The 24,261-nt window shown below is 72.9% G+C and carries 20 protein-coding genes; 8 read left to right on the forward strand and 12 right to left on the reverse strand.

Annotated elements, in window-relative coordinates; translation table 11 throughout:
* Positions 1 to 9: 9 nt before the first annotated feature.
* Positions 10 to 2,391: a phosphoribosylformylglycinamidine synthase subunit PurL gene (purL, locus tag Q6348_RS01615; protein ID WP_304599589.1), complete on the reverse strand. Its 2,382-nt coding sequence runs from the start codon at positions 2,389 to 2,391 to the stop codon at positions 10 to 12.
* A gap of 234 nt (positions 2,392 to 2,625) precedes the next feature.
* On the opposite strand from purL, the gene Q6348_RS01620 reads away from it, so the two are divergent.
* Positions 2,626 to 3,699, forward strand: coding sequence for an ATP-dependent DNA ligase (locus tag Q6348_RS01620; protein ID WP_304601882.1), 1,074 nt, complete (start codon positions 2,626 to 2,628; stop codon positions 3,697 to 3,699).
* A gap of 20 nt (positions 3,700 to 3,719) precedes the next feature.
* On the opposite strand, the gene Q6348_RS01625 is transcribed toward Q6348_RS01620, so the two are convergent.
* Both Q6348_RS01625 and Q6348_RS01630 read right to left on the reverse strand, forming a co-directional pair.
* The gene (locus tag Q6348_RS01625) at positions 3,720 to 5,783 is read right to left on the reverse strand and encodes an acyl-CoA dehydrogenase family protein (protein ID WP_304599590.1); all 2,064 of its coding nucleotides are present in this window, start codon (positions 5,781 to 5,783) and stop codon (positions 3,720 to 3,722) included.
* Entirely contained in the window at positions 5,780 to 6,520 is a 741-nt protein-coding gene (locus Q6348_RS01630; protein WP_350339631.1) for a TetR family transcriptional regulator, read from the reverse strand. The genes Q6348_RS01625 and Q6348_RS01630 overlap by 4 nt, the downstream gene beginning before the upstream one ends.
* 219 nt (positions 6,521 to 6,739) lie before the next feature.
* On the opposite strand from Q6348_RS01630, the gene Q6348_RS01635 reads away from it, so the two are divergent.
* The 7 genes from Q6348_RS01635 to Q6348_RS01665 all read left to right on the forward strand — a co-directional run bounded on the left by Q6348_RS01635 (position 6,740) and on the right by Q6348_RS01665 (position 14,715).
* The gene (locus Q6348_RS01635; protein ID WP_304599591.1) at positions 6,740 to 8,125 is read left to right on the forward strand and encodes an ABC transporter substrate-binding protein; all 1,386 of its coding nucleotides are present in this window, start codon (positions 6,740 to 6,742) and stop codon (positions 8,123 to 8,125) included.
* Positions 8,126 to 8,258: 133 nt separating this feature from the next.
* Positions 8,259 to 9,248: a carbohydrate ABC transporter permease gene (locus tag Q6348_RS01640; RefSeq protein ID WP_304599592.1), complete on the forward strand. Its 990-nt coding sequence runs from the start codon at positions 8,259 to 8,261 to the stop codon at positions 9,246 to 9,248.
* Positions 9,245 to 10,207, forward strand: coding sequence for a carbohydrate ABC transporter permease (locus Q6348_RS01645; protein ID WP_304599593.1), 963 nt, complete (start codon positions 9,245 to 9,247; stop codon positions 10,205 to 10,207). The genes Q6348_RS01640 and Q6348_RS01645 overlap by 4 nt, the downstream gene beginning before the upstream one ends.
* Positions 10,208 to 10,410: 203 nt before the next feature.
* On the forward strand, positions 10,411 to 11,697 hold the full coding sequence (locus tag Q6348_RS01650; protein ID WP_304599594.1) for an acetyl-CoA C-acetyltransferase: 1,287 nt from the start codon (positions 10,411 to 10,413) through the stop codon (positions 11,695 to 11,697).
* Positions 11,694 to 13,043, forward strand: a complete 1,350-nt coding sequence (locus Q6348_RS01655; protein WP_304599595.1) for a 3-oxoacyl-ACP reductase — start codon at positions 11,694 to 11,696, stop codon at positions 13,041 to 13,043. Before Q6348_RS01650 ends, Q6348_RS01655 begins: the two co-directional genes overlap by 4 nt.
* Positions 13,040 to 13,945 carry a MaoC/PaaZ C-terminal domain-containing protein gene (locus Q6348_RS01660; protein ID WP_304599596.1) on the forward strand — a complete coding sequence of 302 codons (906 nt, stop codon included), beginning with the start codon at positions 13,040 to 13,042 and terminating at the stop codon, positions 13,943 to 13,945. Before Q6348_RS01655 ends, Q6348_RS01660 begins: the two co-directional genes overlap by 4 nt.
* 146 nt (positions 13,946 to 14,091) lie before the next feature.
* Positions 14,092 to 14,715: a pentapeptide repeat-containing protein gene (locus tag Q6348_RS01665; RefSeq protein ID WP_304599597.1), complete on the forward strand. Its 624-nt coding sequence runs from the start codon at positions 14,092 to 14,094 to the stop codon at positions 14,713 to 14,715.
* 105 nt (positions 14,716 to 14,820) lie between these two features.
* On the opposite strand, the gene purQ is transcribed toward Q6348_RS01665, so the two are convergent.
* The 9 genes from purQ to Q6348_RS01710 all read right to left on the reverse strand — a co-directional run bounded on the left by purQ (position 14,821) and on the right by Q6348_RS01710 (position 23,989).
* Positions 14,821 to 15,567, reverse strand: a complete 747-nt coding sequence (gene purQ / locus Q6348_RS01670; RefSeq protein WP_434062035.1) for a phosphoribosylformylglycinamidine synthase subunit PurQ — start codon at positions 15,565 to 15,567, stop codon at positions 14,821 to 14,823.
* Positions 15,564 to 15,848: a phosphoribosylformylglycinamidine synthase subunit PurS gene (purS, locus tag Q6348_RS01675; protein WP_304599598.1), complete on the reverse strand. Its 285-nt coding sequence runs from the start codon at positions 15,846 to 15,848 to the stop codon at positions 15,564 to 15,566. Before purS ends, purQ begins: the two co-directional genes overlap by 4 nt.
* Positions 15,849 to 16,054: 206 nt before the next feature.
* Entirely contained in the window at positions 16,055 to 17,098 is a 1,044-nt protein-coding gene (locus tag Q6348_RS01680) for a zinc-dependent alcohol dehydrogenase family protein (RefSeq protein WP_304601885.1), read from the reverse strand.
* Positions 17,098 to 18,135, reverse strand: a complete 1,038-nt coding sequence (locus Q6348_RS01685; RefSeq protein WP_304599599.1) for a zinc-dependent alcohol dehydrogenase family protein — start codon at positions 18,133 to 18,135, stop codon at positions 17,098 to 17,100. Before Q6348_RS01685 ends, Q6348_RS01680 begins: the two co-directional genes overlap by 1 nt.
* 28 nt (positions 18,136 to 18,163) lie before the next feature.
* Positions 18,164 to 18,493, reverse strand: a complete 330-nt coding sequence (locus tag Q6348_RS01690; RefSeq protein ID WP_304599600.1) for a hypothetical protein — start codon at positions 18,491 to 18,493, stop codon at positions 18,164 to 18,166.
* A 46-nt stretch (positions 18,494 to 18,539) separates the two neighbouring features.
* Positions 18,540 to 19,082: a type 1 glutamine amidotransferase domain-containing protein gene (locus Q6348_RS01695; protein ID WP_304599601.1), complete on the reverse strand. Its 543-nt coding sequence runs from the start codon at positions 19,080 to 19,082 to the stop codon at positions 18,540 to 18,542.
* Between the two features lie 66 nt (positions 19,083 to 19,148).
* Entirely contained in the window at positions 19,149 to 20,621 is a 1,473-nt protein-coding gene (locus Q6348_RS01700) for an amidohydrolase (protein WP_304599602.1), read from the reverse strand.
* A gap of 51 nt (positions 20,622 to 20,672) precedes the next feature.
* A complete protein-coding gene (locus Q6348_RS01705; protein WP_304601886.1) occupies positions 20,673 to 22,421 on the reverse strand; it encodes a putative bifunctional diguanylate cyclase/phosphodiesterase in 1,749 nt (582 codons plus the stop codon).
* Complete coding sequence (locus tag Q6348_RS01710) at positions 22,307 to 23,989, reverse strand: substrate-binding domain-containing protein (protein WP_304599603.1); 1,683 nt, start codon at positions 23,987 to 23,989, stop codon at positions 22,307 to 22,309. The genes Q6348_RS01705 and Q6348_RS01710 overlap by 115 nt, the downstream gene beginning before the upstream one ends.
* Positions 23,990 to 24,261 lie beyond the last annotated feature (272 nt).

The following is a 24,261-nucleotide window of genomic DNA, read 5'->3' on the forward strand; positions in this document are numbered from 1 at the left end:
CGCGGCCCCTCAGGCGAAGTGCGCGGGCAACGTCCTGCGGGACGCCTCGACGAGGTCGGCCAGCGGCACGCGGAACAGACCGTCGACCACCAGGGCCGGGCCGTCCGCGCCGTCGGGGGCGTCGGGGTCCACCTCGTCGGTGACGCCGATCGCGAGCGCCGGCACCCCGCGCGCCGTGCACAGGTCCTGGAAACGCACCTCCTCGGTGCGGGGAACCGCGACCACGGCGCGGGCGGTCGACTCGCTGAACAGTGCCTCGAACGGGGTGATCCGATCCCGGGTGCACAGCTCGGCCAGCCGGATCCGCGCGCCGGTGCCGAACCGGGTGCACGCCTCGGCCAGGGCTATGGCCAGACCGCCCTCGGACAGGTCGTGCGCGGCGTCGACCAGCGTGTCCCGGGCCGCGTTGACCAGCACACCGGCGAGCGCGCGCTCGGCGGCGAGGTCGACCGTCGGCGGGGTGCCGCCCAGGTGGGAGTGCACCACGTCGGCCCAGGCCGAGCCGTCCAGCTCCCCGCGGGTGGTCCCCAGCAGGTAGATCACCTGGCCGGGGGTGCGCCAGCCGGACGGGGTCACGCGCCGCACGTCGTCGACGACGCCCAGGACCCCGACGACCGGCGTCGGGTGGATCGAGGCGTCGACGCCGCCGGGCTCGCCGCTGGTGTTGTAGAGCGAGACGTTGCCGCCCGTCACCGGCACGGCGAGGTCACGGCACGCATCGGCGAGCCCGGTGACGACCTGCACCAGCTGCCACATGGAGTCCGGGTGCTCCGGGGTGCCGAGGTTGAGGCAGTCGGTCACGGCCATCGGCCGGGCACCCACCGTGGCGACGTTGCGGTACGCCTCGGCGAGCGCGAGCTGGGCGCCCGCGTACGGGTCGAGCTTGGCGTACCGGCCGTTGGCGTCCGTCGAGAGCGCGACCCCGAGCCCCGTGGCCTCGTCGACCCGGACCACGCCGGCGTCGTCGGGCTGGGCGAGCGCGGTGTTGCCCTGCACGAACCGGTCGTACTGGTCGGTCACCCACGCCTTCGAGGAGAGGTTGGGCGAGGCGAGGAGGGTGAGCAGCGTCGCGCGCAGGTCCGCCCCGGAGGCTGGTCGCGAGCGACGATCGCGGCCGGCGTCCCCGGAGATCGTGTCCGCCTGGAGATCGTCCTGCCACGCAGGGCGTGCGTACGGACGGTCGTACACCGGGGAGTCGACCGCGACGGTGCGCGGCTCGACGTCCACGATCCGGCGGCCGTGGTGGTCGATGGTGAGGCGTCCGGTGTCGGTCACCTCGCCGATCACGGCGGTCTCCACGTCCCACTTCGCGGTGATCGCGGTGAACTCCTCGAGCCGGTCGGGGCGGACGATCGCCATCATCCGCTCCTGGGACTCCGACATGAGGATCTCGCCGGCCGTCAAGGTCGGGTCGCGCAGCAGCACGTTCTCGAGGTCGACGTGCATGCCGCCGTCACCCGCGGACGCCATCTCGCTCGTCGCGCAGGAGATGCCCGCCGCGCCGAGGTCCTGGATGCCCTCGACCACCCCCGCGGCGTACAGCTCGAGGCAGCACTCGATGAGCACCTTCTCCATGAACGGGTCGCCCACCTGGACGCTCGGCCGCTTGGACGGCTTGGAGTCGTCGAACGTCTCGCTCGCCAGGATCGACGCGCCGCCGATGCCGTCGCCGCCGGTGCGGGCGCCGAACAGGATCACCTTGTTGCCGGCACCGCGTGCGGCGGCAGTCTGCAGCTCGTCGTGCCGCAGCACGCCCAGGCACAGCGCGTTGACCAGCGGGTTGCCCTGGTAGGCCGGGTCGAACACCACCTCGCCGCCGATGTTCGGCAGGCCCAGGCTGTTGCCGTAGCCGCCGACCCCGGAGACCACCCCGTGCACGACGCGCGCCGTGTCCGGGTGGTCGACGGCCCCGAACCGCAGCTGGTCCATCACCGCGACCGGGCGCGCGCCCATCGCCATGATGTCGCGCACGATCCCGCCGACCCCGGTGGCCGCACCCTGGTAGGGCTCGACGAAGCTCGGGTGGTTGTGGGACTCGACCTTGAACGTCACAGCCCAGCCGTCACCGATGTCGACGACGCCGGCGTTCTCGCCCATGCCGGCCAGCAGGTGCTCGCGCATGGCTTCGGTGGTCTTGGTGCCGAACTGGCGCAGGTGCAGCTTGGAGGACTTGTACGAGCAGTGCTCGGACCACATCACGGAGTACATCGCGAGCTCCGCGGTGGTCGGGCGACGACCGAGCAGCCCGACGATGCGCTCGTACTCGTCCGCCTTGAGGCCCAGCTCCGCCCAGGGCATCGCCTGGTCGGACGTGGCCGCGGCGTGCTCGACGGTGTCGTAGGCCTGGTCGGGAGCCGGAGCCTGGTCGGGAGCCTGCTCAGGGGTGCTCATCGGTTGCGGTCGTCCCCAACGTCGCAGTGGCGCTGACGGAGGTCAGGCTACCCGGGCGCGGTCGCCGCCAGTCCCGGCGTCTCGGTACCACCCTCCCCGACTCGCGTCCTGGTCGGAGACTCGGGCATGACCCAGGGCATGGAGGCGTCCCGCCAGCGCCTCGAGAACCCCGGCCTGACGGGCGCCGCGGGTGCGGCACTCGCGCGCGCCCACGGCGGCCAGCACACTGTGACGATGGAGCTGCCGGTGATGCCGCCCGTACGCCCGATGCTGGCCAAGGCGGTCCCCGACATCCCCCCTGGCCAGCACTACGAGCCCAAGTGGGACGGGTTCCGGGCGATCGTCTACCGAGACGGCGGGGAGGTCGAGATCGGCAGCCGGAACACCAAGCCCATCACGCGGTACTTCCCCGAGGTCGTGGCCGCCGTGCTCCGTGAGCTGCCGGATCGCTGCGTCGTGGACGGCGAGATCGTCATCGCCACGCCGGACGCCGCGGCGCTGGACTTCGAGGCGCTGCTGCAGCGCATCCACCCGGCCGAGTCGCGCGTCCGGCTGCTCGCCCAGCGGACCCCGGCCGTCCTGGTGGCGTTCGACCTGCTCGCGCTCGACGACGAGGACTGCACGGTCCTGCCGTACGCCGAGCGCCGCGCACGCCTGGAGGCCGCGGTCCCCGGCACGGGGCCCGGCGTCTACCGCACCCCGATGACCACCGACCTGACCGAGGCGCAGCGCTGGTTCGAGGCGTTCGAGGGTGCCGGCCTGGACGGCGTCGTCGCCAAGCGCGCGGACCTCACCTACCAGCCCGACAAGCGGGTGATGTCCAAGATCAAGCACGAGCGCACCGCGGACTGCGTCGTGGCGGGGTACCGGACGCACAAGACGGACGACCACGCCGTCGGCTCGCTGCTGCTGGGGCTGTACGACGACGCGGGGCACCTGGCGTCGGTCGGGGTCACGTCGAGCTTCCCGATGGCCCGCCGACGCGAGCTGTTCGACGACCTCCAGCCCCTGGTCGCCACCGGGGCGGATCTCGACGCGCACCCGTGGACGGAGGCTGCGCAGGCGTCCGGCTCCCGCACCCCCCGCGAGGCGGAAGGGTCGCGGTGGAACGCCGGGAAGGACCTCTCGTTCACCCCGCTGCGGCCGGAGCGGGTCGTCGAGGTGCGCTACGACCACATGGAGGGTCCCCGCTTCCGGCACACCACCCAGCTGGTGCGGTGGCGCCCGGACCGGGACCCCACGAGCTGCACGTATGCCCAGCTCGAGACTCCGGTCGGCTTCGACCTCGCCCAGGTCCTGGCGGGCTGACCGCGACCCGGCGGCGCGGGTCAGCGACGCTGAGGCTTGGGCTCGGGGCGCGGAGCGGAGCCGCTCGCGCGCTCGGCTCGGGCGTGCGCGCGGGCCTCGTCCTGGCGCGCCGCCTCAGCACCGCTCGCGATCGCGGCACGCACGTGCTCGGGGCCGTACCCGAAGGCGTCCACCAGGTCCTGGGCGTGCGGGCGCAGCCGCTCGAGCAGCCGGTCCACGTAGGGCGCGACCACCCGCGCTCGCCCGGCCGACAGCCGCCCGTGGATGAGGTACCACGCCAGGTTCTGCTCGATCAGGGTGAGGCCGAAGAGGTCCCGCAGCCACGTCAGCACGCGCCGCGTACCGGCGTCCTCGACCTTCGCCAGGCCCGCCGTGAACGCCTCCCACTGCAGCAGGTCGGCGTGCGCCCGGGCGGCGTCGACCATCTGGTGCTGGTGCGCGTTGAGCAGCTCCGCCGCCTCGGAGCGGGACGCCTTGCCCGCCGGGCGGAGCGCACCGGCGAGCTCGGTGACCATGGTCTCGACGCGGTCGGTGAGCAGCTCGCGCTGCGCCTCGGTGGAGCGCAGCTGGCCCACCGAGCGCCGCGCGTCGCCCCCGTCGGCGAGGGTCTGCACGACACGGGTCAGCGGGGTCCGGTGCAGCGCGACGTCGGCGGCACGCTCGGCGACGAGCCGCGCCATGGTCCCGGCGTCGACGTTCGCGAGCTCCTTGGCGACGTCCGCGAGCAGCCGCTTGGCCACCAGCTGGAGCAGGACGGTGTTGTCGCCCTCGAAGGTGACGTACACGTCCAGGTCCGCGCGCAGCGAGGTGAGCCGGTTCTCGGTGAGGTAGCCCGCGCCGCCGCACGCCTCGCGGGCAGCCTGCAGCGTGTCCAGCGCGTGCCAGGTCGACGCGGACTTCAGGGCTGCCGCGATCGTCTCCAGGTCCTGGCGGTCCTCGTCGGTGTCGGCGCGTCCGGAGAACACGTCGTCGAACGTGGCCAGCAGCCGCTCGTGCGCGAACGCCTGGGCGTAGGTCTGGGCCAGCCTCGGCAGCAGGCGGCGCTGGTGCTCCTGACGGTCCAGCAGCACGACCTCGTCGGTGTCCGAGGCCGCGGTGAACTGGCGACGCTGGTTGGCGTACGTGACCGCGATGATCAGTGCGAGCTTGCTCGCGTTGACCGCGGCGCCGTCCAGCGACACCCGGCCCTGGACGAGGGTCGACAGCATCGTGAAGAAGCGCCTGCCCGGGCTCGCGATCGGCGAGGAGTAGCTTCCGTCGGCGGCGACGTCGCCGTACCTGTTCAGCAGGTCCCGACGGGGCACCCGGACATGGTCGAAGTGCAGCCGGCCGTTGTCGATGCCGTTGAGCCCACCCTTGAGCCCGTCGTCGTCACCGCCGACGCCCGGGAGGAACCCCCCGGTCCGCGGGTCGCGGATCGGCACGTAGAACGCGTGCACGCCGTGGTTGACCGGCCCGCCGTCCGCCGGTGTGACGAGCTGGGCGAACACCACGGCGGCGTGCCCGTGCAGGGCAGCGTTTCCCAGGTAGTCCTTCCACGCCGCCCGGAACGGGGTGTGGAGGACGAACTCCTCGGTCGCGGGGTCGTAGGTCGCGGTGGTCGCGATGCTCGCGACGTCCGAGCCGTGCCCGGTCTCGGTCATCGCGAACGCTCCCGGCACCTCCAGCGACATCGCCCCCGGCAGCAGCCGGTGGTGGTGGTCCTGCGTGCCCAGGTGCAGCAGCGCGGAGGCGAACAGCCCCCACTGCACCCCGGACTTGATCTGCAGCGAGGGGTCCGCGGCGACCAGCTCCTCGAACCGCGCGAGCGAACCCCCGTGGTCGTCGGCACCCCCGAGCTCGGTCGGGAACGCGCGCAGCACCTCTCCCTCGGCGACCAGCAGCCTGAGCTGGTCCAGTACCCGTTCGCGGTGCTCGGTGAGCGAGAGGCCATCCACCTTGTGGAACCGCGGATCGGTGATCAGGTCCCGGGTCGCACGGCGCAGGTCACCCCATCGTCCGAGCACGACCCGCTCGAGCGCGGCGACGTCCACGGCCGCCTCGGGCGCGGTGGCCTGCGCGCGGTCTGTCACGGGTGCGGTCATGACGGCTCCTCGTCCTCGAGAGCCGGGGTGCCCGGCGACATCCCCGGCAGGTTTCGTGCGAGCGCGCTGACCGGTCCGGTCCACAGCCAGGCGGTCACGCGCTCGGCGAGCTCCTCGCGGCTCGGCGCGTCCTGTTCGCTGCGGTGCCCGAGCCACCACTCGCCCGCACCGCGGACGAAGCCCACGGCTCCGCTGCCCCACAGGTCCGCCATGGCGGCGGGCTCGTCGCCGTCGGCGCCCGCCACCAGCCGGGCGAACGGTTGGGCGACGAGCGTCGCCACCGCGTCCATGAAGTGTCCCAGCGGGGCCGACGCGCTCTCGCCGCCCGGCCGGGTGACGAACCAGTAGACGTTCGGGGATGCCTCGATCATCGCCAGGTACGCGTCGATCATGGCGCGCAGCGCTCCGCGGGGCGTCGAGGCCTCCCGGCTCGCGACGTCGAGCGCCGCGTGGATGTCGGTGACCACGGCCTGCCCGACGGCGGCCTGCAGGCCGGGCTTGTCGATGAAGTAGCGGTACACGATCGACTTGGAGGTCCCGGCCGCGGCAGCGATCTCCTCCATGGACACGTCGGGCCCCAGTCGGTGGACCGCCCGTCGTGCCGCGCGGGCGAGCTCGGAGCGGCGGGCGGACCGGTGCTCGGCCCACCGGGTCGAGCGCCCGTCCGAACCGATTCGAGGCGCGTCGGACCCCCGCTCCCGCGGGGCTCCCTCGGTCGTCCGCTCTGATCGACTCACAGTACCGACGGTATCAAGTACCCGTAGTTTCGGGCACACCCTCCCGGCCGTCGCCGTGATGGGAGCGGTCCCATCGCCGTGGCTGCAATCGCTTGCAATCGTTACCGAAGCGTGTCCTGACCGCCTTGCCCAGCCCGAGTGGGCGGGCAATGATCGGGAATGTTCACCCCCGTGCGGACTCGTCCGCGTCGGGACAACGAAGTCAGACGAGGAGAGAACATGAGGTCAAACGGTCGTCGGCGCGTGATGCTCGCCGGCTCCGCCGTGGCAGCGGCAGGCTTGCTGCTCACGGCCTGTTCGAGCAACGGCTCGAGCAGCTCGTCCAGCTCGGACACCGGCTCCAGCAGCCCCAGTGCCTCGCTCAGCGCAGAGTGCCAGCCCTACGCCAACTACATGGGCCATGACGGCACGACGGTGACGATGTTCGGCTCCATCCTCAGCCCGGAGTCCGACTCGCTCGAGAAGTCCTGGGCAGACTTCTCCAAGTGCACCGGCATCACGATCCAGTACGAGGGCACGAACGAGTTCGAGTCCCAGCTGCCGGTGCGCGTCCAGGGCGGCCAGGCACCCGACCTCGCGATCATCCCGCAGCCGGGTCTGCTGGCCCGCCTCGCGGCGAGCGCCAAGCCCGCCCCGCAGGCCGTGTCGGACAACGTGGACAAGTACTGGGCCGCTGGCTGGAAGGGCTACGCCACGGTCGACGGCAAGTTCTACGGCGCCCCGATGAGCGCGAACATGAAGTCGTTCGTCTGGTACTCGCCCAAGATGTTCTCGGACAAGGGCTACCAGGTTCCCAGCACGTGGGACGACATGATGAAGCTCTCCGACACCATCGCCAACAACGGTGACGGCATCAAGCCGTGGTGCGGTGGCATCGGGTCCGGTACGGCGACCGGTTGGCCGGCCACCGACTGGCTCGAGGAGATCGTCATGCGCAACTCCGGGCCGGACGTCTACGACCAGTGGGTCAACCACGACGTGAAGTTCGACTCCCCGCAGATCAAGGACGCCATGGGCATCCTCGAGAAGTGGATGAAGAACCCGAACTACGTCAACGGTGGCTACGGTGACGTCTCGTCGATCGCGACCACGACGTTCCAGGACGCCGGTCTGCCGATCCTCAAGGGCCAGTGCTACATGCTGCAGCAGGCGTCGTTCTACGCCGCCCAGTGGCCCGACGGCACCAAGGTCGGCCCGGACGGCGACGTGTGGGCCTTCTACCTGCCTCAGATGAACGACAAGTACGGCGTCCCGGTCGAGGGTGGTGGCGAGTTCCTCACCGCGTTCGCCGACCGTCCCGAGGTCCAGGCCGTGCAGACCTACCTGTCGACCCCTGAGTGGGCGACCAGCCGGGTCAAGGTGGCGAGCGGCTGGGTGTCCGCGAACAACGGCGTTCCCGCCGACGCGTACACGAGCCCGATCGACCAGCTCTCCGCGAAGTACCTGACGGACCCGAAGGCGACCTTCCGGTTCGACGCCTCCGACCTGATGCCGGCTGCTGTCGGTGCGGGCGAGGAGTGGAGCCAGTTCACCTCCTGGTTCGCCGGCACCACGTCGACCGACGCGATGCTGAAGGCGATCGACGCCGCCTGGCCGACCAGCTGATCGTGCCCACGGCCTAGCGCACAATCGCCCGGGTCCGACTAGTCGGGCCCGGGCGATTGTGCTGTGCTGACCCTGAGACATCCCCGGCCGACGCTGCAGCGTTGCAGCTCGGCGCTTCCCGAAGGAGGGACGCGTGTCCGACCTACTCTCCTCGACGCTGGCCAAGCTCGGCCAAGGGGGTCTGGCGATCCTCGTGGTGTTCGCCGTGATCCTCATCGTCTTCTTCGCCGCCGGACGAGCCACCGGCCGACTCAGCAAACCCCTCGGCATCGTCGTCTTCCTCGGCCCCGCCGCCGTCCTCATGATCGTCGGACTGGTGATCCCGGCCATCCGCACGTTCTTCTACAGCTTCTACGGCCCCGTCGGCACCAAGTACGTCGGGACGGACAACTACAGCTGGGCGTTCACCAACCCGGGGATGCGCACGGTGCTGATCAACACGGTGCTGTGGATCATCCTCGCCCCCCTGGTCTCCACCGCGTTCGGGCTCGTGCTGGCCCTCCTCGCCGACCGGATGGGCGCGACCAGCGAGAAGGTCACGAAGTCGCTGATCTTCATGCCGATGGCGATCTCGTTCGTCGGCGCGAGCGTGATCTGGAAGTTCGTCTACCAGTACGTCCAGCCGGGCCAGCCCCAGATCGGCCTGCTGGAGCAGGTCGCGCTCTGGCTCGGCTGGAGCAACCCCCCCAACTGGTTGCTGTCCGCGCCGCTGAACACCTTCCTGCTGATCGTCATCATGATCTGGGTGCAGACCGGGTTCGCCATGGTCGTCCTCTCCGCGGCGATCAAGGCGATCCCCGGTGACGTCCTCGAAGCGGCCGCCCTGGACGGCGCGAGCGGCTTCAAGATGTTCACCCGCGTGACGATCCCGATGATTCGCGGAACCCTCGTCGTGGTCCTCACCACGATCATGATCGCGGTCCTGAAGATCTTCGACATCGTCCGGACGATGACCGGGGGCAACTTCAAGACCAGCGTGCTCGCCAACGAGATGTACTCCCAGACGTTCGTCCAAGGGGACAACGGCCACGGCTCCGCACTCGCCGTGATCCTGTTCATCGGCGTGGTCCCCCTGATCATCTACAACGTCCGGCAGCTGCGAAAGGAGCACGCGGTCCGATGAGCACCGTCGAGGCACCGGAAGTCGTCCCGGTCAAGACGCCCATTCGCGGCGACAAGGCGACCCGCATCCGCAAGTCCTTCTCCAGCCGGCTGGCATCCCTGCTCGTGGTGCTGCTCACCATCCTGTGGACCATCCCGACCTTCGGGCTGCTCGTCACGTCGCTGCGCCCGCAGGCCGACGTCGGCACCTCCGGGTGGTGGGAGGTCTTCACCCACCCGAGCTTCACCCTGGAGAACTACCAGACCGTGCTCTTCTCGGGTGGGTACAACGTGCAGGGCGGCCTGATGCCGTTCGTCGTCAACTCGCTCGTGGTGTCGATCCCCGGGACGCTCTTCCCGCTCGCGATCGCGGCCATGGCGGCCTACGCGCTGGCCTGGGTCCCGTTCCGCGGGTCGAACTTCCTGTTCTTCACGATCTTCGCGCTCCAGGTCGTGCCGCTCCAGCTCGCGCTCGTCCCACTGCTGCGGCTGTTCAACACCGGGGTCCACATCGGCAGCGTGCCGGTGTTCCCGGCGCTGGGGATCACCGGCAACTTCGCCTCCCTGTGGGTGACGCACACGATCTTCGCCATGCCGCTGGCGATCTTCCTGCTGCACAACTTCATGGCGCAGCTCCCGCGCGACGTCATGGAGGCTGCCACGGTCGACGGGGCGAACGTCTTCCTGACGTTCCGCCGGATCGTGCTCCCCCTGTCGATGCCGTCGATCGCGGCATTCGCGATCTTCCAGTTCCTGTGGGTCTGGAACGACCTGCTGATCAGCCTGACGTTCGTCGGTGCGGGCAAGGACTCCGTGTCCCCGCTGACCACCCGGCTGTCTCAGCTGGTCGGCAACTTCGGTTCGCACTGGGAGCTGCTGGCGCCGTCGGCGTTCGTCGCGATCGTCATCCCGCTCATCGTGTTCTTCGCGTTGCAGCGGTACTTCGTGCGAGGACTGCTGGCCGGTTCCGTCAAGGGCTGATCCCGGCCGGGATCGAAGGGGCGTCGCGTCACGCGGCGCCCCTTCGTCGTGCCCGGGACGGGCAGTCTCGTGGCCCCCGTGCAGAACGCGGCTGCCAACCACCTGTGCGGTACCGCAGGTATCAGGTACCGTGGGTTCCAGGCATTACCACGCGGAGGCGTCCTGCACCTGAGGCGGACGTCCCGGAGAGCGAGGAGGCTCCCTTGGCACCTGGACGTCCCGTCGTCGTCGGCGGAAACCGGACCCCGTTCGCACGCGCGGGCGGCCACTACGCGCACGCCTCGAACCTCGACCTGCTCACCGCGGCCCTCGACGGCCTGGTGGCCCGGTTCGGGCTCGCGGGCGAGCGCCTCGGAGAGGTCGCCGCGGGCGCGGTGCTCAAGCACAGCCGTGACTTCAACCTCACCCGGGAGACCGTCCTGGGCTCCGCCCTGGCGAACGACACACCCGCCTACGACGTGCAGATGGCGTGCGCGACGGGCATGGAGACGGTGATGTCCCTCGCGGACAAGATCCGACTGGGCCGCGTGGAGGCGGCCGTGGCCGGTGGCGTGGACTCCGCGTCCGACGCGCCGATCGTGGTCTCCGAGCAGCTGCGCGCCGCACTCCTCGAGGCGAACCGCGCCCGGTCCACCGCAGCGCGCCTCAAGGCGTTGAGCCGCATCCGCCCCTCGCACCTGGCCCCGGTCGCCCCCGACGTCGCCGAGCCCCGCACCGGGCTGTCCATGGGCGAGCACCAGGCGCTGACCACCGCGGAGTGGGGCATCGGCCGCGAGGAGCAGGACGCGCTCACGCTGGCCAGCCACCAGCGCCTGGCCGCCGCCTACGACGCCGGCTTCTTCGACGACCTCATCACGCCGTACCGCGGACTGGTCCGGGACGCGAACCTCCGACCGGACACCTCCATGGAGAAGCTGGGCGCTCTCAAGCCCGTGTTCGGCAAGCGCCTGGACACCCCCGCGACCATGACCGCCGGGAACTCGACGCCGCTCAGCGACGGCGCCTCGACCGTGCTGCTCGCCGAGCAGGCGTGGGCGGCGGCGCGGGGCCTGCCCGCCCTGGCCGAGGTGGTCGACGCCGAGGCCGGCGCGGTCGACTTCGTGCACGGCAAGGACGGCCTGCTGATGGCCCCGGTGTACGCCGTACCACGCCTGCTCGCCCGGCACGGCATGAGCCTGGCCGACTTCGAGATCGTCGAGATCCATGAGGCGTTCGCCGCGACCGTGCTGGCCACCCTCAAGGCGTGGGAGGACGAGGACTTCGGCCGCACCCGCCTGGGGCTGGACGGCGCGTTCGGGTCGGTGCACCGTGACCGCCTCAACGTGCACGGCTCGTCCCTCGCGGCGGGGCACCCGTTCGCCGCGACCGGCGGGCGGATCGTGGCGACCGCGGCCAAGGAGCTCGCGAACCGCGGCTCCGGGGCGCGGGCGCTGGTGTCGGTGTGCGCTGCCGGGGGGCAGGGCGTCGTGGCGATCCTGGAGGCGGTGTGAGCGACACGTACCTCGAGCTGGTCAACTCGGGCTTCACCGCGCAGCTCGCCAAGCGACTCGGGCTGCCCCGCCCGGCCCGGCTGCGCCGCTACGCGCCGGACGAACAGCTGGCGCCCGGACCGATCCTGGTGCTGGCCGACGCCGCCGCCGGGGCCGACGCCGACCGGGTCGCCCAGGCGCTGCTCGGCTGGGACCTGGACGTGCGGCGCCAGCCCGAGCCCGAGCAGCGCTGGGGCGCGGTCGTCGTGGTGCTGACCGGCGTGACGGCACCCGCGGATCTCGCGGCACCCGCGCTCGAGCTCGGCGGCGTGCTGCGGCGGCTCGTACCCGGTGGCCGGGTCGTCACCGTGTCGCGGACGGTCGAGGAGGGGCTGGCCCCTCCGCTGGCCGCCGCGCGCCAGGGCGTCGACGGGTTCCTGCGGTCGCTCGCCAAGGAGCTGCGCGGCGGGGCGACCGGCAACGGCGTGCTGCTCCACGACGGCGTCGGTGTGGAGTCGCCGTCCGCGCTGGGCGCGCTGGAGTTCTTCCTGTCCGCGAAGTCGGCATTCGTCGACGGACAGCTCCTGACGGTCTCGGGCCCGGGCGGGGACGCACCGCAGGACCCGTCTCATCCGCTCGCCGGACGGGTGGCCCTCGTCACCGGGGCGGCGCGCGGCATCGGCGCGGCGATCGCCAGGACCCTGGCCCGCGACGGGGCGCAGCTGCTGCTGGTCGACGTGCCGGCCGCGGGCGACGGCCTCACCGCCGTGGCCAACGAGACCCACGGCACCGCGCTCCAGCTCGACCTGACCGCTGCCGATGCGCCCGAACGGCTGGTCGAGCACGTCCGCGGCCGGCTCGGCCGCCTCGACGTCGTGGTGCACAACGCGGGGATCACCCGCGACAAGCTGTTGGTCAACATGAAGCCGGACCGGTTCGAGTCCGTGCTCGCGGTCAATGTCGGCGCCCCGCTGCGGGTCACCGAAGCCCTGCTGGACGCCGGGTTGCTGGGCGAGGCGCCACGCGTCGTCTGCCTCGCGTCGACCAGCGGCATCGCGGGCAACCGCGGGCAGACGAACTACGCCGCGTCCAAGGCCGGTGTGATCGGCATGGTGCGCGCGCAGGCTCCGCTGCTCGCGGCCGCCGGCGGCACGGTTAACGCCGTGGCGCCGGGCTTCATCGAGACCGAGATGACCGCCCGCATCCCGGCCGTCACTCGCCAGGTCGCCCGGCGGCTCAACTCGCTCCAGCAGGGCGGCCAGCCGGTCGACGTCGCCGAGGCGATCGCCTTCCTCGCGTCGCCGCAGGCCGGCGGCGTGAACGGCGAGGTGCTGCGGGTCTGCGGGCAGAACATGGTGGGCGCGTGAGCGCGCCGGAGGCGGGCGGCGCCGACGCGGCCGGTTCCACGCTCGTCGAGGAGCTCGCAGAGGTCCCGCCGCTGAGCACCTCCCTGCGCCGCGGGCTGGTTGCGTCCACCGTGGCCGCGGTTCGCCACGACCGGGGCCTGACGCCCTTCGACCTCCCGGCGGTACGGCTGGCCGCACGCGGGCTGGCGGCCGATGCGGTGCGGCTCACCGCTTACGAGCACCTGGTGGGTGCGACCGCGTCGGACGACCTGCCTGCCGGGTTCGTGCACGTCCTCGCGTTCCCCGTGATGACCGCGCTCATGGTGCGCCCGGAGTTCCCACTGCCGCTGCTGGGCATGGTCCACCTCGCCAACACCGTGACCCAGCGCCGCCCGGTGCGCCTGGACGAGGCACTCGACGTCGAGGTGCACGCCGAACGGCTCGCCGCCCATCACCGCGGCGTCAGCGTCGACCTCGTCGCCGAGGTGAGCGTCGCCGACGAGCCCGTGTGGCGCGGGGTCTCGACGTACCTGGCCAAGGGCTACGCGCTCGCGGGCGAGTCCGCCGAACGGGTCGAACGGCCCGACTGGCGGGCCCCGACCCCGACCGGGGCCTGGCGCCTGCCGGCGGACCTGGGCCGGCGGTACGCCGCAGTCTCCGGGGACCACAACCCGATCCACACGTCGACGCTCGCGGCGAAGGCGTTCGGCTTCCCGCGCACCATCGCGCACGGGATGTACACCGCCGCCCGCGCGCTCGCGGAGATCGGCGAGCCGGACGCGTTCACGTGGCACGCGGAGTTCTTCGCACCCGTGGTGCTCCCCGGAACGGCCTCGGTGCGCATCGCGAAGGAGGGCAACGGGGGGGTCCTGGACGCGTGGGGCAAGCGCCACCACCTGCACGTCTCAGTCACCGCCCCCTGACGCGACGCAGCCGACACCCCGCGCGCAAACGCGCCCTCGCGCAGAACGCGGCCCCGCGCGCAGGTCGCGGCGGCCCGGACGCCGCGACCCACGCCTCACGCCGCGACCCGTGCCGCACGCCGCGGCACGGGGCCTAGGGTCGGGGGGTGAACGAGGACGCCGCGGTGGTCCGCGAGCCCTTCAGGGGCGCACTCGAGGTCGAGGGCGACTACGAGCTCGTGACGTTCGACGGCGCCGACCTGTCCGGGCAGGACGGCCGGGAGAGCCGGTTCGTCGACTGCGTGCTGACCCGGTGCACGCTGGACGAGACCCGCCTGGACAGGTCACACCTGGTGGAGACCATGCTGGACGGCGCGCATGCCACCACCGTGCACCTGCGCGACGGCTCGTGGCGGCAGGTCACGTGGGCCGACTGTCGGCTCGGTGCGCTCGTGGCCACCGGAGCGCGGCTGGACGACGTCACGATCCGCGGCGGCAAGATCGACTTCCTCGCTCTGGCGGGTGCGACGGTGCACCAGCTCCGCCTGGAGGGCGTGACGATCGGAGAGCTGGGACTGGGCGGCGCGAACGTCCGGCGCCTGGACCTGGTGGACTGCCGAGTGGACCGGCTCGACGCCGCCGGGGCGACTCTGCGCGAGTGCGACCTGCGCGGCGCCGAGATCGCAGTGGTCGACGGGATCGCCGCGCTGGGCGGCGCGACGATCAGCCCGGACCAGGCCGTGGCCCTCGCCCCCGCGCTCGCGGCGGCCCTGCGCATCCGCGTGGAGTGAATCGGCCCCTTGGCCGACGCCGGCCGCGGGCACGAGTTCCTTGATCACGGCCTTCGAGCGGGCAGGGATTCCTTGATCACCACCTGGGGGGTGGGTGGGGGTGGGTCAGGGGTGGAGGAGGGTGTTGAGGGCGCTCGTGAAGACCCTCAGGCCGTCCGTCCCCGTGCGGGGACCCTGAGGACCGTCGGGGCCGAAGCCGGGTTCGACCGCGTGCTCGGGGTGCGGCATGAGGCCCACGACGTTGCCGGCGGCGTTGGTGATCCCGGCGATGTCGCGGCGCGAACCGTTGGGGTTCCACCCGACGTAGCGGAACACCACCCGCCCCTCGCCCTCGAGCTCGTCGAGGGTGCGTTCGTCGGCGACGAACTGCCCGTCCTGGTTCTTCAGCGGGACGGTGATCTCGTCGCCCGGGCGGAACTCGTGCGTCCACGCCGTGTCGACGTTCTCCACCCGCAGGCGCTGCTCGCGGCAGATGAACGTGCGGTGGTCGTTCTTGATCATCGCGCCGGGCAGCAGGTGCGCCTCAGCGAGGATCTGGAAGCCGTTGCAGATGCCCAGCACGGGCATCCCGCCGCGCGCCGCGTCCACCACGGACTCCATGACGGCGGCAAACCGGCTGATGGCTCCCGCACGCAGGTAGTCGCCGTAGGAGAACCCGCCCGGCAGCACCACGGCGTCGACGCCGTGCAGGTCCGCGTCAGCGTGCCAGAGGCTCACGGGCTTGGCCCCGGCCAGCCGCACGGCGCGCGCGGCATCCCGGTCGTCCAGCGTCCCGGGGAAGGTCACGACGCCGATGCGCGCGTCGGTCGCCGACCGCGTCGGGCTCGGTGGAGGCGCGGCCACGTGGCTCACGCGGGTGTCCCCTCGTCCAGCGGCTCGGCGGCCTCGGCGACCTCGGCCACCCGGACGACGTCCTCGATCACCGGGTTGGACAGCAACGTCACGGCCGCCTCACGCACGGTGGCCAGGACCTCGTCGGTCACGGGCCCGTCCACGGTGAGCTCGAACCGCCGGCCCTGACGCACGCCGGTGAACCCGGTGAACCCCAGCCGGGGCAGCGCGGACGCGACGGCCTTGCCCTGCGGGTCGAGGATCTCCGGCTTGGGCATGACATCGACGACGACTCGTCCCACGGGCGCTCCCTGGTTCGCGGTGGTGGGGTGCAGCGTTCGGCCTCAGCGTACCTAGCGCACCGGGCCGCCCGGCGCACGGACCGCGGTCCGGACCGGCCAGGCCGACAGGGCCCGCACGACTCGCCCTGGCAGTCGGCGGCCACCAACCCTGGCGGCCATCTCGGCGGCCACCCACCTCGGGCGTCGAGATCCGGGCCGGGTGGGGGTCAGGGGAGGACGACGGTCATGCGGGGGTGCACCGCAGAGCCGACGTCCACCAGGGCGGCCGGGGCGTCGTCGAGGCCGACGGTGCGACCCAGCAGCCGGGCGGGGTCGAGCGCGCCGGACGCCACCCGGGCGAGCATCGCCGGGTACTCGTGCGCGGCCATCCCATGGCTGCCGTACACCTCGAGCTCCCACGCCACGACCCGGTCCATGGGAAGCGCGGTCCGCGCGTGCCGGGCCAGCAGCAGGCCCACCTGCACGTGCCGGCCGCGGCGACGCAGCCCGAGCACCGAGCCGACCGCGGCGTCGGGGTGCCCGAGTGCGTCCAGCGACACCGCGGCACCGCCGTCCGTGGCGCGCACCACCGCCTCGCCGACGTCCTCGGGCGACATCCCCGTAGGGTCGATCACGGCCACCGCGCCCAGCTCGGCCGCGGCCGCGCGCGCCGCCGGGCTCGGATCCACGGCCACCACACGGGCACCACCCGCCGCCCCGATCATCACCGCCGAGAGCCCGACGCCGCCGCACCCGTGCACCGCGAGCGCCTCGCCCGCCCGCACCCGGCCGTGCACACCCAGGGCGCGGTAGGCCGTGGCGAACCGGCACCCGAGCGACGCCGCGACCGCCGGCGTCATCCCGTCGGGCAGCGCGACCAGGTTCACATCGGCGTGCCGCAACGCGACCGACTCGGCGTAGGAGCCCCAGTGCGTGAAGCCGGGCTGGGTCTGGCGCTCGCACACCTGGTGCTCGCCGACCCGGCACGCCGCACAGTCCCCGCAGGCGCACACGAACGGGACCGTGACCCGGTCCCCCGACCGCCACCGCCGGACGTCGGTCCCGACCTCGACGACGGTCCCGGCGAGCTCGTGCCCGGGCACGTGCGGCCAGACGACGTCCGGGTCGTGGCCCTGCCAGGCGTGCCAGTCGCTGCGGCACACGCCGGTCGCCTCGACCCGGACGACGACCCCGTCGGCGGCGCAGTCCGGCTCCGGGAGCTCCGCGACGCGGGGTGCGGCACCGGGCCCGTCCAGCAGGACGCCGCGCATCACGGCCGCAGCAGCACCTTGGTCGCGCGGCGCTCGTCCATCGCCGCGTATCCCTGCGGCGCCTGCTCGAGCGGCAGCTCCAGGTCGAACACCGGCGACGGGTCGATCGTCCCGTCCAGGACGTCGGTCAGGAGCTCGGGCAAGTAGGCGCGGGCCGGGGCCACGCCACCGGCGATCGTGACGTTGCGGCGGAAGATCCGGCTGAGGTCCAGGCCCTCGTGCACCCCGTTGGGCACGCCGACGTAGCCGATCGAACCACCGGCCCGCACGATGCCGAGCGCGGTGTCCCAGGAGCCCTGCATGCCCACGCACTCCATGACGTGCGGCACGCCCCGCCCGTCTCCGAGCGCGAGCACGGCCTGCACGGCCGCGTCACCGCGCTCAGCCACCACGTCCGTCGCGCCGAACGCCCGGCCGATCGCGGCACGGTCCTCGTGGCTCGAGAGCAGGAGGATCCGCTCGGCGCCGAGCCGGCGCGCCGCGAGCACCCCGCACAGCCCGACTGCGCCGTCACCGATCACCGCGACGTGGGCCCCGGGGCCGACCCCGGCGTTCACCGCCGCGTGGTGGCCGGTGGCCATGACGTCGGACAGGGTCAGCAGGGCCGGCAGGCGGGGGTCGTCCTGGCCGACCGGGGCCGACACCAGCGTGCCGTCCGCGAGCGGCACCCGGACCCGCTCGCCCTGGCCGCCGCCGACGTCCTCGGCGCCGTAGAACCCGCCGCGGACGCAGGAGGTCTGCAGGCCCGCCAGGCAGAACTCGCACTCGCCGCACGAGTACATGAACGGCGCGATGACGAGGTCGCCGACCGCGAGCGTCCGGACCTGCGGCCCGACCTGCTCGACCACCCCGACGAACTCGTGGCCGATCCGACGGGGCTCGTCGGGAGAGGTCGGGTTGCGGTACGGCCACAGGTCCGACCCGCAGATGCAGGCCAGGGTCACCCGGACCAGGGCGTCGGTCGGCTCGATCAGGACGGGGTCGGGCACGGTCGCCACGCGCACGTCGCGCAGCCCGTGGTGCAGAACGGCTCTCATGGGATCATTCTGGCCCGTCCGGCGGCCCTCACGCGCGACGCCGACGACGCCGGGCGGAGCCACCGGCCGGACCGCCTCCGAACACGAACGACAGGCCCAGCAGGAACCCGAAGTCGTACCAGCCCCCGTTGTTGTGCACCTCGTAGATGCCCACCGAGTGGTTGAACAGCGAGACGACGAACGTGATCGGGGCGATGAGGCCGTGCCACAGACCCCACCAGAAGCCGACGGTCCCGCGCGCCTCCGCCACGGTCCCGACGTACTCGTTGCCGCTCGCCGCGCACGCCGCCAGCAGCACCACGACCGCGGCGCCCAGCAGCACGGCGCGGACCGCCTGGGACCGGTGCACGTCATCCATGCCGACGATCCTGCCGGTCCGGACCGTCCGGCGTGGGAGATCTGGCTCAGAAATGTTCCGCCATCGCGGCGGTGAACGCGGGCAGGTCGTCAGGCCTGCGGCTGCTGACGAGCGGGCCTGGCCCGGCCGTGCACACCACCACCTCCTCGTCCACCCACCGGGCGCCGGCATTGCGCAGGTCGGTCTGCAGGCTCGGCCACGACGTCAGCGTGCGGCCCCGGACCACGTCGGCCTCGATGAGGGTCCACGGACCGTGGCAGATGACGGCAACCGGCTTGCCGGCGTCCACGAAGCCCTTCGCGAACGACACCGCGGCGGGGACCGTCCGCAGGAAGTCCGGGTTGGCGACGCCGCCCGGGAGCACCAGGCCGTCGTATTCGTCGTGCGTGAGGACGTCGGCGGTGGCGTCGACCGGGAACGTGTCTGCCTTGTCGAGGTGGTGGAAGCCCTGCACCTGGCCGGGGTCGGTGGAGACGAGCACGGGGGTGCCGCCCGCCTCCTCGACCGCCGTCCACGGTTCGGTGAGCTCCACCTGCTCCACGCCTTCTGGGGCGACGAGGAATGCGATGGTCGAGCCGTTGAGCGTCATGTCATGCCTTCCGATCGGGTGTCCGTCCACCCTCGGGGGCCCGTCCCATGAACGCATCCCCAGCCGCTACCCGGCCCGGAAGGTCCACCGCCCGGCGAGCATCGTCCCGGCGACGGGCATGGTCCGCAGCCCTGCGGGGTCGGCCAGGGGGTCGGCATCCAGGACCACCAGGTCGGCCGGTTCCCCGGGAGCCAGCCGGGACCGCACCGACGACGCGAGCGCGACCGCGGTCGGCACGGTCTGCTCCGGGTGCCAGGGCGCGCGACCGTCGCGCGCCCTGGTCGCCGCTGCGGAGATCGCCAGCCACGGATCCATCGGCGCGACCGGGGCGTCGGAGCCCAGCACCAGCCGCGCGCCCGCCTCGTGCAGCGAGCGCAGCGGGTAGCACCGACCGGCCCGGTCCGCCCAGGTCGCGTCGATCGCGTCGCGGTCGTCCAGCAGGTGCTCGGGCTGGACGCTCGCGGCCACGCCCAGGGCGGCGAACCGCGGCACGTCCGCAGGTGCGAGCAGCTGGGCGTGCTCGATGGAACCGCGGGCGCCGGTCCGCTCGAAGGCGTCCAGCGCGAGCGTGTTCGCGCGGTCCCCGATCGCGTGGATCGCCGCGTGCACGCCGTGCCGCGCGGCGGCGGCCATCAGGGGCTCGAGCTCATCCGGCGGCACGTTGAGGACACCGTGCGTCAATGCACCCCCCGGACCCGGATACGCGTCGTGGCAGTACGCGGTGCGGGTGTTCAGCGACCCGTCGGTGATCACCTTCAACGGCCCCTGGGACAGCAGGCCCGAGGTCCCCTCGATCACGTCGCCGGTCGCCAGCTCGCGGGCCAGGACCCCGTCCAGGTAGTCCGGCCAGACGCCCGCCGACACCCGGAGCCAGGTGTGGCCGGCCCCGATCCGGCGCTGCCAGGCCCGCAGGTTGTCCGTCATCTCGACGTCCAGGACACCGACCAGGCCGCGGGCCGCCGCCGCCCGGGTCGCCTCGGCGACCCAGCCGTCCAGGGTCGCCTCGTCCGGGTCGAGCCGACCCGCCACGGCGAACCACGGCTCCTCGCGCAGCACCCCCGGCGACAGGCCGAGCACGGCTGCCGCGACCCCGGAGATCCATCCGCTGTGCAGGTCCCCGCACACCAGCACCACGCCGACGTCGGGCGCCCCGGCCGCGCGGGCGGCCTCGTCCAGGACATCGGCGTCGGTCGGCTCGTCCCACAGCACGTCGCGATAGCCGTAGCCGACGAGCAGCGACCCGGCAGCCTGGGGCTGTGCCCGCAACCGCTCGGTGACCAGCGCACCCGCCTCGCGCGCTGATCGCGCCGTGGACACGTCCAGCCGGCGCCGGACCGTGGCCCACTGGCCGACGTGCGCGTGCGCGTCCCACAGCCCGGGGAGCAGCCACCGACCCTCGAGGTCGACGACCTCGTCGCGCCCGGGCGCGAGCCCCGGACCCACCTCGGCCAGCACGCCGTCCAGGACACGGAGGTCCACCGGTCCGGCCGCCGCCCCGCCGTCCAGCGGGACGAGGCGCGCTCCGCTCAGCAGTGTCACGGCCGCGAGCCTAGGCAGCAGGTGGCTCCACGAGCCACCGTGCCGGTCCACTCAGGTCGCCGCCGCAGCTCGTTCCGGTGACGCGGACCGGCCCGGCGTCCCGAGCATCGTGCCCGCCTCGGCGCCGGGCATGGCTTTGCCGTACAGCCAGCCCTGCGCCTTGCTGCACCCCATCGAGCGCAGCAGGCGCTCCTGCGCCGGGGTCTCGACGCACTCGGCGACCACGTCGAGCCCGAGCGCGCGGCCGAGCTCGAGGATCACGGTGACCAGCTCCGCGAGCTGCGGGTCGGACTCCATGCCGCGCACGAACCCGCCGTCGATCTTGAGCACGTCGACCGCGAACTCGCGCAGGGTGTGCAGCGAGGACTGGCCGGTGCCGAAGTCGTCGATGGACAGCCGCACCCCGATCGTGCGCAGGTCGGACATCACCCGGCGGGCGGCCTCCACGTCGGTGAGCATGACCGTCTCGGTGATCTCCAGGACCAGGTTGTGCGCGGACAGCCCGTGCCGGCGCAGGGTGCGTGCCACGCTCTCGGCCAGCCCCGGGTTCCAGAACTCCCGGTGCGAGAGGTTCACCGCCACGCTGGCGTCGTGCCCCGCGGCGCGCCACGTCGCGATCTGCGCCCCGACCTGGTCCAGGATCCAGGTCCCCAGCTCGACCATGCCCGGGCCGGACTCCAGTGCCGGGAGGAAGGCGCCGGGCAGCAGCAGACCGCGCTCCGGGTGCTGCCAGCGCACCAGCGCCTCGTAGTGCGTCACGGGTGAGCCGTCCAGCGGCACGATGGGCTGGTAGTGGACCACGAACTGCTCCTCGGTCAGGGCGATCCGCAGCTCGTTGAGCAGCCGGAGCCGGTCCCCGGCCTCGGCGTGCATCGTCCGGTCGAAGAACGCCACCGACCCGCGGTCGGTCGCCTTCGCGTGGTACATGGCGGCGTCGGCCTCGCGCAGCAGGGCCTCCGCCTCCCGCACCTGCGCGCCGGAGACCGTGATCCCGACGCTCGCGGTGACGCTGACCTGCTGGCCCTCGATGAGCACGGGCTCGCGGACGCGCTGCTGGATGCGGCCGGCGATCATCGCCAGGTCCCCCTCGTCCGGGTCGACGAGGAGGACGGCGAACTCGTCGCCGCCGAACCGGGCGGCGGTGTCGGTGGAGCGGATCTCGGCGGTCAGCCGGCGCGCGACGACCCCGAGCAGCTCGTCCCCGTGCAGGTGGCCCAGCGAGTCGTTGACCAGCTTGAAGCCGTCCAGGTCGAGGAACAGCACGGCGCAGCTGCGGCTCGGGCGCCGCCGGATCTGGTTGAGCACGGACGTCAGCCGGTCCAGGAACAGCCGGCGGTTCGGCAGGCCGGTCACGTGATCGAACATCGCGGCCTCGCGCAGCTGCTCCTCGAGCAGCCGGCGCTGGTGCACGTCCGCCACCGAGCACACCAGCCGACTCACCGGCGCGGTGCCCTCCGCGGTGCCGACGGCCGTGAGCTGGAGCCAGCGGTGGTCACCTCCGCGGTCGGCGCGGAACTCGATGCGCACCGGCTCGTCCCGGCGCGACAGGGCCTGCCCCAGCGCGGTGGACACGATCGCCTGGTCGTCGGGGTGCGCCCAGCCGAGCTCGTCGAGCGCGGGAAGCGCGGACGCCCCCAGGCCCAGCAGGGAACGGGCGCGGTCGCTGATCCACGCCGGGCCCCCGGTCAGGTCCCACTCCCACAGCCCGTCGTTGGAGGCGCGGGCGGCGTCCGCATAGCGCTTCTCGCTGTCGCCGAGCGCTGCCTGGAGCTCCTGAGCGTCGAGGGCGGCGCCGAGCAGCGCGGACCAGTGGTGGTAGGTCCCCCGGGTCGCGGCGAGGTCCGTCTCCGCCTCGATCGCCAGGAGGCCCAGTCGCGCTCGGGTGTACGGACCGGCAGCACGACGCAGACCCGGTGCGCCCTCAGGCGCACACCGTCGATGAGCGCCGCCGGCGGGAAGCTCGCGGCATGCACCACGGCGCCGACCAGGCCCGTGCTCCGGGCCTCCTCCCCCTGCGCACCGACGACCCGGAGGAAACCTTCGCCGGGGTCGCCCTCCCACAGCGCGAGCAGCCCGAACGAGGACGCGACGTCGGTCAGCCACCCCAGCTCGCGGGGATCCCCGTCGCCCCCGAGCAACCCGGCGTCGATCGCCGCCTGGGCGTCGATCGCGGAGCCGAACGCGGCAGCCTCGGCCACGGAGCACGCCTCTTCCATCCACCGCACGACGCTGTCCAGCGCGTCGGCACGTGCGCGCGAGCCGCCGGCTCGCGCGTAGCTGATCACCCGGCGCAGGATGCTGCGCAGCGCGTACGGGGACAGCTCACCCCGTGCCAGGGTCATGAGCACGCCCGCGGACGACTCCGCGTCCGCCTCGGTGGTCGCCGCCGTGAGCGCGTCGACGGCGTCCAGGACCTCGGCCGCCCGGGCCCGAAGCTCGGCGACGTCGGTGCACCTCGGGGACAGCAGCATGGGCGCCAGGCGGTCCACCACGTCGGCCCGGTCCTGGGGGGTGCTGGTGCCCTCGGCCCGGGCCGGGTCGCAGCCGCAGCTGTCGCGGCGCACCAGGTGAGCAGGGGTCCGGTGCGGCCCGGACGCGACGTCCGCACCGGCGAGCTGGGCGAGCGCCAGGCGCGCGGCGGTCACGCCGAGGTCGAAGAACGGCTGCGCGACGGTGGTCAGCGGCGGGTCGCAGTAGGCCGTGCGTTCGATGCCGTCGAAGCCGACCAGGGCGACGTCCTGCGGCACCCGGACACCGGCTGCGGTGAGCTCTCGCAGCACACCGAGCGCGGTGAGGTCGGTCCCGACCAGGAGCGCGGTGGGCAGCGACCCCTCGGCCATTCTGCGCCGCACGGCGTCCGCCCCGGCTCTGGCGTCGAAGCTCGTGGCCACCACCACGTCGGCCGGGTCGACGTCCAGGCCGCACTCGGCCATCCGGCCGAGGAAGGCCGCCTTGCGCTCCTGGACGTCGGGCACCTCGAGGTGGCCGATGAAGCCGATCCGGGTGTGGCCGTGCTCGATGAGGTGGTCCGTGGCGGCTCGCGTGCCGCGCACGTTGTCCGGGAGCGCCCACGGGACGTCGAGGGACTCGGGGTGATCGCCGACCAGCACCACGGGCCGACCGGTCGAGCGGTAGCGCTCCAGGTAGGACTCGGGAACGGCCCCCGTGAGGGCGACGAGCGCGTCGGAGCGGTCCCAGGCGAGCGGGGCGTCGGACTGCAGGCGGGAGGTTGGCTGCTCACCGCCGACCTCGGGGTCGTCGGTCAGCACGACGACCGCCTCGCCGCCGGCCATGGCCACCTGCCGGGTGATCCCGGCGATGACGGCACCGTAGAAGTGCCCCCCGCTCGCCGGGGTCAGCACGAGCACGCAGCCTTCCCGCACCGACCTGCCTCCTCGTCGCGACACCTGGAGTCTGATTCGGCGCCGTTGGACCGGGGTTGAGCACTGTGCGGGATCCGCCCGCTCCCGATGGCCTAGATCACCCGCATGGCCCACGGTCGGGGCCTCCGGCTCAGCCGAGCTCGAGTTCGGCAGCAAGGTGTGATCCGCTGAGTCAAACCGCCCGGGCGGCGCTCACCGCGGTCCGGGTGCGACCAGCGGCGCGCCGCGATCCGTCCGGACCTGGCCGGAGAGCGGCA

Origin of the sequence: Actinotalea lenta (assembly GCF_030586465.1) — a bacterium.
GTDB lineage: Bacteria > Actinomycetota > Actinomycetes > Actinomycetales > Cellulomonadaceae > Actinotalea > Actinotalea lenta.